Origin of the sequence: Altericroceibacterium xinjiangense (assembly GCF_003958635.1) — a bacterium.
Taxonomy (GTDB): domain Bacteria; phylum Pseudomonadota; class Alphaproteobacteria; order Sphingomonadales; family Sphingomonadaceae; genus Altericroceibacterium_A; species Altericroceibacterium_A xinjiangense.
The window spans coordinates 1-8,570 of record NZ_RSEK01000032.1; the positions used below are offsets into that span (position 1 = coordinate 1).

The following is an 8,570-nucleotide window of genomic DNA, read 5'->3' on the forward strand; positions in this document are numbered from 1 at the left end:
CCTTCATCTGGGCCTGGTCGCGATGGCGACGAACCCACCAGGCAATCGCTGCGGCATGCCACCGAAAGATGCGAAAACAAGCGCAACCGTAGTACTAGGGGGAGGCTCCATATCTATTGCTCCCGGGCGCAAGAAGATGTATTTTTCCCGTTCGCGTCGTTTCGTCGTTTTTTTTTGCCTGCAAACCCGCAGAAATCCACAGGTCCACAGCCGGACACCGGAGCTGTAGGATATGTCAGGTGTTTCAACCTCAGCAGGGCGGTTCCCCTGAAGGTGAGGAGGACCCGGCTATGCCGTCAATGTCCGCAACCGTTCGTTTGTAGACGTTGGCCCGGCAGGGTACCATCGGGCAAGACGCTTCAGGCGCGTGCTTCTTCCACTCCGGCGCTGTTGTGGCGCAGGGCTTTCAGCGCGGTGTCGATGATCTGCGGGGCGTTGAGGCCCGCTTCGGCGTACTGCAGGTCGGGGCTGTCGTGGTCCTGGAACACGTCCGGCAGGCGCATCGTGCGGATCTTGAGGCCGGCATCCAGCAACCCTTCGTCGCTGGCGAGGGTGAGGACGTGAGCGCCAAGGCCGCCGATCGCGTTTTCCTCCAGCGTGACGATCACCTCGTGCGTGGCCATCAGCGTGCGGATGAGCTCGGAATCCAGCGGCTTGGCGAAGCGCAAGTCGGCCACGGTCGTAGAAAGCCCGCGCGTTTCCAGCTGTTCGGCGGCCTTGAGGCTCTCCGCGAGGCGCGTGCCGAGGCTGAGCAAGGCGACCTTGCCGCCCTTGTCGCTGCCGCGCACGATGCGACCCTTGCCGATTTCCAGCCGCTGCGGGGTTTCCGGCAGAGGCACGCCCACTCCGTTGCCGCGCGGGTAGCGGAACGCGATCGGGCCGGTGTCGTGGAGCGCTGCGGTGTGGACCATGTGGACCAGTTCCGCTTCGTCCGCCGCGGCCATCACCACCAGGTTAGGCAGGGTGGCAAGGTACGTCACGTCGAAGCTGCCCGCGTGAGTCGCCCCGTCCGCGCCGACAAGGCCCGCCCGGTCGATCGCGAAGCGAACGGGCAGGTTCTGGATCGCGACGTCGTGGACCACTTGGTCAAACGCGCGTTGCAGGAAGGTGGAATAGATCGCGCAGAACGGCCGCATGCCTTGCGCGGCGAGGCCTGCGGCGAAGGTTACCGCGTGCTGTTCCGCAATCCCGACGTCGAAGAAGCGGGTGCGGAACGTCTGCTGGAATTTGTCGAGCCCGGTGCCGGATGGCATCGCGGCGGTGATCGCGCAGACCGTATCGTCCCGCTCCGCCTCAGCCAGCAGGGCGTTGGCGAACACGTTGGTGTAGGACGGCGGGCCGCCGGCGCCCTTTACCTGTTCCCCGGTAACGACGTTGAACTTCTGCACCCCGTGGTACTTGTCGGCGCTGTTTTCGGCCGGAGCGTAGCCTTTGCCCTTCTGCGTCACGACATGGATCAGGCACGGGCCTTCCGCCGCATCACGCACGTTTTCCAGAACCGGGACCAGCTGATCGAGGTCGTGCCCGTCGATCGGCCCAACGTAGTAGAAGCCGAGTTCTTCGAACAAGGTCCCGCCCATCGCCATGCCGCGGGCGTACTCGTCCGTTTTGCGCGCTGCGCGATGGAGCGGCTCGGGCAGCTTGCGGGCAAGGCGCTTCGCGAGGTCCCGCAGCCCGAGGAACTTACCGGACGAAACCAACCGGGCAAGGTAGCCGGACAAGCCGCCGACCGGCGGCGCGATCGACATGTCGTTGTCGTTCAGGATCACCACCAGCCGGTTGCCGGCGGCTTCGGCGTTGTTCATCGCCTCATAGGCCATGCCCGCGCTCATGGCGCCGTCGCCGATCACCGCAATCGCCTTGCCCGGGTTGTTGGACAGCTTGTTGGCCGTCGCGAAGCCGAGCGCGGCGGAAATCGATGTGGAGGAATGGGCCGCGCCGAACGGGTCGTATTCGCTTTCCGACCGCTTCGTGAAGCCGGACAAGCCGCCGCCTTGCCGCAAGGTGCGGATACGTTCGCGCCGTCCGGTCAGGATCTTGTGCGGATAAGCTTGGTGGCCGACATCCCACACCAGCCGGTCAGCCGGGGTGTTGAACACGTAATGCAGCGCTACGGTCAGCTCGACCACGCCAAGGCCGGAGCCGAGATGGCCGCCGGTTGTGCCGACGGCGTCGATCATCTCGAGGCGCAGTTCATCGGCCAGCTGGCGCAGCTGGCCCGGCGGGAGGTGGCGAAGATCGTCGGGCGTGCTGACTTGGTCGAGCAACGGCGTGGCCGGTTTGGCAGTCATGGCCGAGGGCTTACACGCTCAAACCCGCACTGTCGATCAACCGCAGGCGATCGACGGTAGGCAGAAACGCGGACCGGCGGGCGAGGATGCCCTGCCGGTCCGGGAAGGAGCCGCTCACGCGAGCGATCAGCCGGTCTGGAAGCTCGCGTCGTACAGCGATGGGTACATCTGCCGCAGCGCGGTGACCTTGGGCGCGTCCCACCGGCGGATATAGCTGTGGTTGGGGTTCTTTTTCGCGAAGTCCTGGTGATAGCTTTCCGCCGGGTAGAACTTCTTCGCCGCCTCGGTCTGCACCACGATCGGCTTGTTCCACTTGCCGCTGCTGCTCATCTGCTTGAGATAGCCTGCGGCGACGGTGCGCTGCTCATTCGACACGGGAATCAGGGCCGCGCGGTACTGCGCGCCGACGTCCGGGCCTTGCCGGTTCTTCAGCGTCGGATCGGCGACGACCGAGAAGAAGACCTGCAGCAGCTGGTCGTACCGGACGACGGACGGATCGTAGACCACCTTGACCACTTCGGCATGGTCGGTGATTCCGCTGGAGACCAGATCGTATTTGGCTTGCGACGCGGTGCCTCCGTGATAGCCGGAGACCGCGCTCTTCACGCCCTTCATGTGGCTGAATACGGCCTCGACACCCCAGAAGCAGCCGCCGGCGAAGATCGCCGTCTTCAGCCCGCCGCTCTCCTTCGCGGTGCGAGCCGCGGCCGGAGCCTCGACTACGTTTTCCGCGGCGATGGCAGGGCTGCAGGCCGTGGCGGCAAGCGCTGCCGCGACAAGCAGGGTCTTGGGGGAAAAGGTGCGCATCAAGCCTCCTAGATCAGGTTGGGGCCGATCTGCACAGCGAGGACCGCGGCAGTCAGGCCGAAGCCGGCGAGGAAGGCACGGTAAAGGTCGGGTTTGAACAGGCCCATCTGGTAGACTCCTTCTCGGCAGCGATTCGGGCTGTTATACCGCTGGTCGGGTTTCGAGGGGCTGACCCGGGCTGTCAGCCCGGGTTCAGGGACCTCCGCGATTTCTGGGCGCACGCGCCAGGCTCGCCCGAAATCGCGGGGCTTGCTCAATGGCGGAAGTGGCGCATGCCCGTGAAGACCATCGCAATGCCGGCTTCATCGGCGGCGGCGATCACTTCGTCGTCACGCATGGAGCCGCCGGGCTGGATCACCGCGCTGGCCCCGGCCTCGATCGCCGCAAGCAAGCCATCGGCAAACGGGAAGAACGCATCGGACGCCACCGCGCTGCCGACGGTGCGCGGGCCGTCCCAGCCATAGCTTTCGGCTGCCTCGCGCGCCTTGATCGCGGCGATTCGCGCCGAATCGCGCCGGTTCATCTGCCCGGCGCCAATCCCGGCGGTCGCACCGTCCTTGGCGTAGACGATCGCGTTCGACTTGACGTGCCGGGCCACGGTCCAAGCGAACAGGCAGTCCTTCAGTTCCTGATCGGTCGGGGCGCGCTTGGTGACGACCTTCAGGTCGGCTTCCGAGATCGCCCCGTTGTCCCGCGTCTGGGCCAGCAGGCCGCCGGCGATCTGCTTGACCAGCAAGCCTTCGCGGCGCGGATCGGGAAGATCGGCCAGCGTGAGCAGGCGCAGGTTCTTCTTTTTCGCGAAAGCCGCACGGGCCGCATCGTCCGCGCCGGGGGCGACAACGACTTCGGTAAAGATTTCGCATATCGCTTCGGCCGTCGGGCCATCGAGCGGGCGGTTGACCGCGACGATCCCGCCGAACGCGGACACGCTGTCGCAGGCCAGTGCCTCACGCCAAGCTTCCAGCAGGCTCGGCGCCTGGGCCACCCCGCACGGGTTGGCGTGCTTGACAATCACCACCGACGGGTCCTGCCCCTTGAACTCGGCACACAATTCCAGCGCGGCGTCGGCATCGTTGTAGTTGTTGTAGGACAGCGCCTTGCCCTGATGCTGTTCCGCCTGCACCAGTCCCGCGGTCTGCGATCCCGCCGGAGCATAGAGCGCCGCGGCCTGGTGCGGGTTTTCGCCGTAGCGCAGTTCAGCGGCCTTGCGGCCGGTGATCGCCAGCGTATCGGGGAAGGTCTGCTGCTGGTCGGTGTGGGCGAACCACTGGCTGATCGCGGAATCGTAGGCTGCGGTGGCGGCGAACGCCTTGGCCGCCATCTTGCGGCGGAAATCGCGCGTGGTCGCGCCGCTGGTCGCCAGTTCGCCGATCAGCTCCACATAGTCCGCCGGGTCGGTGACGATCGTGACATATTCGTGATTCTTCGCAGCGGAACGAACCATCGAAGGGCCGCCGATGTCGATGTTCTCGATCACTTCGTCCCGTTCCGCGCCCCGGGCCACGGTCGCTTCGAACGGGTAGAGGTTGACGACGACGAGGTCGATCGCGCCGATCCCGTGTTCCTGCATCGCACCGGCATGTTCCGGGTTATCGCGCACCGCCAGCAGGCCGCCGTGGACCATCGGGTGCAGCGTCTTGACCCGGCCGTCCATCATCTCGGGAAAGTTGGTGATGTCCGAAACGTCCTTCACCGTCAGCCCGGCTTCGCGCAGAGCGCGCGCGGTGCCGCCGGTGGACACGAGTTCCACGCCCTGCTGCGCCAGTTTTGCCGCCAGATCGGCCAGGCCGTTCTTGTCGAAAACCGAAAGCAGCGCCCGCCTGATCGTCACATCGCTCACGTCAATCACTCCATTGCCAAGCGCCAGGAAAAACATCTCCCGTCGCGCGGGGCCATGCCCCCTATCACCAGTTGCCGGACCGGGTGAACCGATCCTTCGCCATCGGTCCACAAGCTTTCTTCGACCGAAAGCTCTCCGGAATCAGCGACGAATCTCCAGCGGCTGCCGTCCGGAAGAGGCAGCACCGCACCTTTGTCCGTCAATTCGGGTTCGATCCCGCGGCCGAGATGGAAGCGGATCGCGACTGTCACGGCAGCGTCCCGGCGCTTGCGCCCGGCAGGAACAAGCCCGTCCTCCCCGCATAGCTCACGCCCGTCATCGCGCAAGGTCAGCACGCGCTGGTGGATGAGGCCGTACCGCGCGGCGTAGCCGTCGTGGCTCGCTTCGATCCGGGTGGCGAGCCGTCCGCCGCCGGGTTCGATCATCCGCCGGTCAAGCTCGACCGCGTCGACACCCGCGCCGAGTTTCCCGCCGGGCAGGACAGCGGTCGAGTTGGCATCGCCCAGCACCAGCGTCGAATGGGCGGCGGTGGCGCGCAAGGCTTGTTCAAACTCCGGCGGAATTGCGCCACCGGCGCTGGCCGCCCCACCGCAATTCACCACCAGCCGGTGGTCGCCGTAGGAAAATTCGAACGCCAGGGTGGATGCGCAGCCATGATGGGCGTGCCGAGCCAGCGGCGGGGGCGCGGCATCGACCAGCAGCACGCCCGCCCGGGCGGCGACCCGCTGGTATCCCCAGGGGGCGGGGTTGATCAGGGCCCGTGCCCGCACTCCGCTTGCAGCCACCAGCGCCTCTATCCGCGCGGCCGAAAGCGCGCCCGCGCCTTGCCAGTTGCCCAGTGCGCTATCGGCGTGGAGCAGGGACAGGAGCGGCGGAACTAGCAAGTGCAGCATCGCCTCCATGGCAGGGGGCGGATCGCGCCGCACCGCGCGGTAGCAGGCGATCAGTTCGACCAGTCGCTCGATCGTCGCGATCTGGTCCAGCGGGCTGCGGGAAAGCACGCCTCCGTCCTCGCCCACGAAATCGCCCAGCGCGCGGACCAGTCCGGCTTCCCCGAACAAGCGGCGCGGCTTGCCGCCGGGAAGCAGCAGGCCGGCCGCAACGATCGCGCACCAGCCGGTGATCTCATCCAGTCCGCCGGGTGCAGCGGCAACGTTCCGGTCCAGCCAGCGGGCGGTATCCCCGATCGCCGCCAGCGTCCGCGTGCGGACCGTTGCGGAGCCGGAAAGGATCAGCGGCGCGTGGACCAGCCACGCCAGCAGGCGTTGCCCGGCGATCCCGACATCCCACGCGCGGCTCTTGTCCGGTTTCGGATGGGCATTGAGCCACCGGGCCAGCACGTGTTCCGCAGCACGTGCGCGTTCCGCGACGGGTGCGGGATCGGCGGCGAGATCGCGCAGCCAGCCGAAGCCGTGGACCGCGTGCGCCAGCGGCGGCGACAGCGGGGCGCCGAAGTCCACTACCTCCAGCGACACGGCTTGCCCGTCCACCGGAAGGTGCCCATCGCGCACCGCGGCTCCGGCATCCGGGTTGCCCGCCAGCGGACTGGCAACGACTGCCCGCAAGCGGGGTTTGGGTGCCTTGCGGAAGGGAGTGAAGGCGGGGCCGGGCACTCCGGCACGATAAGCGAGCCGGATCAGCCGCTCTGCCGGGCCATTCCCGGACGCAAGCGCGAGTTTTTCCGGCTCGATCCCGTGCAGAGGCACGGCGGGGGTGGTCACTGGCCCTCTTCCGGGGTGGTCCCTTTCAGCGCCGCGATGTTCGCGGCGTAGCGGGCCGGGCCGCCGGTGAAGCTGGCGGAGCCTGCGACGAGCACGTCGGCCCCGGCCTCAACGGACTGGCGCGCGGTTTCCGGGGTGACGCCGCCGTCGACTTCGAGCCGGATGTCGCGGCCCGACTTGTCGATCATCTTGCGCACCGCCTCGATCTTTTTCAGCTGGGAGGCGATGAAGCTTTGCCCGCCGAAACCGGGATTGACGCTCATCACCAGGACAAGGTCGATCTCGTCAATCAGGTAATCCAGCATCTTGGCCGGGGTTGCGGGGTTGAGAGAGATGCCCGCCTTCTTGCCTAGTCCCTTGATCGCCTGCACCGTCCGGTGGACGTGCGGGCCGGCTTCGGGATGGACGGTCAGGATGTCGGCCCCGGCTTCGGCGAAGGCTTCAAGGTAGGCATCGACCGGGGAAATCATCAGGTGGACGTCGAACGGCTTGTTCGAATGGGGCCGCAGCGCCTTCACCACCATCGGCCCGATCGTGAGATTGGGTACGAAGTGGCCGTCCATCACATCGACGTGGATCCAGTCCGCCCCCGCTTCGTCTATGGCGCGCACTTCCTCTCCCAGCCGGGCGAAATCGGCGGAAAGAATCGAGGGGGAGATCAGCGGAGGTGTCATGGTTGTGCCTTATCAATTCGGGCCAAGCCAACAAGCATCGGAAACTGAAATTTGTTTCCGATGGATGGCCGGAAACCGGATCGGCGCCGGCCTGCGCGGCTTGCCCGCCGGGTGAGGGAGCCATAAGGAAAGGGCATGCGAGAGCCCCGGGTTTCCATCGTCTGCATCTTTTTCAACGAGATCAAGTATTTGCAAGAAGCGGTGGACAGCATCCTTGCGCAGGAGTTCACCGATTTCGAATTGCTGCTGGTCGATGACGGGTCGACCGACGGGAGCACCGAAATCGCCCTGGCCTATGCGCAGGACCATCCGGACCGCGTCCGCTATCTTGAGCCTCCCGGCCACGCCAACCGGGGGATGAGCGCGGCGCGCAACTTGGGTCTGCGCCACGCCCGGGGGGAGTTCATCGCGGTGGCCGATGGCGATGACCGCTGGCGCAACGGGCGATTGAGGGAACAAGTCGCGATTCTCGATGCCCATTCCGAAGTCCGGCGCAGCGTGGCGGACCAGACCGGCGGCTTCGAGGAAAGCTTTACCGGGCTTTACGAGGACCAGATATCTCAGTCGAAGGTCTTCCTGGCGAGCGGCGTCTGGTTTGCGCCGCAAGTGTGGCTGGATTATCGCCAGCATGGGGAAAGCTGTTCCTCAGCCGTGACTCCGGCGGACTACCGGCGGATGCGTCGCGCCTTCCTAGCCCGTCCTGTTCATGAGGCTGCCGCTTTGTGTTGGTCGGACGGCGATGTGGCGGCGCCTGATTGATCAAGGCGCACGCCGGCGGCGGCGTTTTTCACCGCGGCAGGACCAATGGGCTTTTCGAGGTTGATGGACTGGGGCTCAGGGGTTCGGCGGCACCGCCGCGCTTGCTATGTGGGCGCTGGTCGGAGGCTGGTGGCGATGGCGGTGAACACACCGGCATCGGCGCAGGCTGAAGCGAAGGCAACGCGGATACGCGTGGCGGTTTCGATGACGCGGGCAGCGACCTTGAGCAGGCGCAGGCGCAGCGTTGCGAACGAGTGCGGTGGCTCTTGGGATTTCCTGCTGGATGCGCCACAGGAGCCAGTGAGGTGGTCTCGCTTCTTTGGACAGGTTGACGGCGAAGTTAAGCTCATCCCTTGTGTCGTTATGCCGCCAGTCTGGTCATCAGATTATGGGGGGGCATGCCCCCCATGATCTGGTTCGCCGATCCGCTCGTAGACCTCTGCCGGGGTCTGCCCGCCGAGGCCTGAGTGCGGGCGGC

Annotated in this window: 7 protein-coding genes and 1 pseudogene; 2 read left to right on the forward strand and 6 right to left on the reverse strand. The window is 66.2% G+C overall.

Annotated features, from left to right (window positions below):
• A partial coding sequence (locus ELY13_RS15235; protein ID WP_206436084.1) for a hypothetical protein occupies nt 1–229 on the forward strand: 229 nt, incomplete at its 5' end.
• Nucleotides 230–359: 130 nt separating this feature from the next.
• On the opposite strand, the gene dxs is transcribed toward ELY13_RS15235, so the two are convergent.
• The 5 genes from dxs to rpe form a co-directional block, all read right to left on the reverse strand.
• Entirely contained in the window at nt 360–2,291 is a 1,932-nt protein-coding gene (gene dxs / locus ELY13_RS14220) for a 1-deoxy-D-xylulose-5-phosphate synthase (protein ID WP_126174563.1), read from the reverse strand.
• A 126-nt stretch (nt 2,292–2,417) separates the two neighbouring features.
• Nucleotides 2,418–3,098, reverse strand: a complete 681-nt coding sequence (gene msrA, locus ELY13_RS14225) for a peptide-methionine (S)-S-oxide reductase MsrA (RefSeq protein WP_126174564.1) — start codon at nt 3,096–3,098, stop codon at nt 2,418–2,420.
• 253 nt (nt 3,099–3,351) lie between these two features.
• Nucleotides 3,352–4,974, reverse strand: a complete 1,623-nt coding sequence (gene purH / locus ELY13_RS14230) for a bifunctional phosphoribosylaminoimidazolecarboxamide formyltransferase/IMP cyclohydrolase (RefSeq protein ID WP_126174565.1) — start codon at nt 4,972–4,974, stop codon at nt 3,352–3,354.
• On the reverse strand, nt 4,944–6,659 hold the full coding sequence (locus tag ELY13_RS14235) for a heparinase II/III family protein (protein ID WP_126174566.1): 1,716 nt from the start codon (nt 6,657–6,659) through the stop codon (nt 4,944–4,946). The genes purH and ELY13_RS14235 overlap by 31 nt, the downstream gene beginning before the upstream one ends.
• Nucleotides 6,656–7,333, reverse strand: a complete 678-nt coding sequence (gene rpe, locus ELY13_RS14240; RefSeq protein WP_126174567.1) for a ribulose-phosphate 3-epimerase — start codon at nt 7,331–7,333, stop codon at nt 6,656–6,658. Before rpe ends, ELY13_RS14235 begins: the two co-directional genes overlap by 4 nt.
• A 135-nt stretch (nt 7,334–7,468) precedes the next feature.
• Here rpe and ELY13_RS14245 point away from each other — a divergent pair, with 135 nt between their 5' ends.
• Nucleotides 7,469–8,092 carry a glycosyltransferase family A protein gene (locus ELY13_RS14245; RefSeq protein WP_126174568.1) on the forward strand — a complete coding sequence of 208 codons (624 nt, stop codon included), beginning with the start codon at nt 7,469–7,471 and terminating at the stop codon, nt 8,090–8,092.
• A gap of 104 nt (nt 8,093–8,196) precedes the next feature.
• Here ELY13_RS14245 and ELY13_RS14250 read toward each other — a convergent pair.
• A pseudogene (locus ELY13_RS14250) lies at nt 8,197–8,395 on the reverse strand (transposase); the annotation flags it as partial.
• Nucleotides 8,396–8,570 lie beyond the last annotated feature (175 nt).

What these genes read in the sequence shown, in the direction of transcription:
- dxs (WP_126174563.1), bottom strand. Translation starts at nt 2,291, where the DNA reads ATGACTGCCAAACCGGCCACGCCGTTGCTCGACCAAGTCAGCACGCCC.
- msrA (WP_126174564.1), bottom strand. Translation starts at nt 3,098, where the DNA reads ATGCGCACCTTTTCCCCCAAGACCCTGCTTGTCGCGGCAGCGCTTGCC.
- purH (WP_126174565.1), bottom strand. Translation starts at nt 4,974, where the DNA reads ATGTTTTTCCTGGCGCTTGGCAATGGAGTGATTGACGTGAGCGATGTG.
- rpe (WP_126174567.1), bottom strand. Translation starts at nt 7,333, where the DNA reads ATGACACCTCCGCTGATCTCCCCCTCGATTCTTTCCGCCGATTTCGCC.
- ELY13_RS14245 (WP_126174568.1), top strand. Translation starts at nt 7,469, where the DNA reads ATGCGAGAGCCCCGGGTTTCCATCGTCTGCATCTTTTTCAACGAGATC.